Below are 541 nucleotides of genomic sequence, written 5' to 3'. Positions count from 1 at the left end.
CTGATCGCGGCGCTGAAGGAGCAGACCGCGGGCGCCGCCGGCGCCTCCGAGCTGAGCCGGGCAGCGGCGGCCTAACCCAGGATCAGGAGACCAGCGATGAGCAAGACCCAGTCCAGCGAAGGCGCCATGGTCGAATACGTCACCGCGATGATCGGCGGCCAGCTGTTCGGCCTGCCGATCTCCCGCGTCCAGGACGTGTTCATGCCCGAGCGCGTCACCCGTGTGCCGCTGTCCTCGCGCGAGATCGCGGGCGTGCTGAACCTGCGCGGCCGCATCGTCACTGTGGTCGACATGCGCGCCCGCCTCGGCCTGCCCAAGGCCGAAGACGGCAAGGTGCCGATGGCGGTCGGCGTCGACCTGCGCGGCGAATCCTACGGCCTGCTCATCGACCAGATCGGCGAGGTGCTGCGCCTGCCCGAGGACGGCAAGGAAGACAACCCCGTCAACCTCGACCCCCGCATGGCCAAGCTCGCCGGCGGCGTCCACCGCCTCGACGGCCAGCTCATGGTCGTCCTCGACGTCGATCGCGTCCTCGAGCTCG

The 541-nt window shown here is 70.2% G+C and carries 1 protein-coding gene; it reads left to right on the top strand.

Features of this window, described 5'->3' with window-relative positions; all coding sequences use genetic code 11:
- Window positions 1-96: 96 nt before the first annotated feature.
- The coding region (locus IVB01_RS07845; RefSeq protein ID WP_247280640.1) for a chemotaxis protein CheW at window positions 97-541 on the top strand (445 nt) is incomplete at its 3' end.

The organism is Bradyrhizobium sp. 164, assembly GCF_023073715.1.
In the GTDB taxonomy this organism is placed as follows: Bacteria; Pseudomonadota; Alphaproteobacteria; order Rhizobiales; family Xanthobacteraceae; genus Bradyrhizobium.
This window is presented reverse-complemented; position numbering and strand designations above follow the sequence as displayed.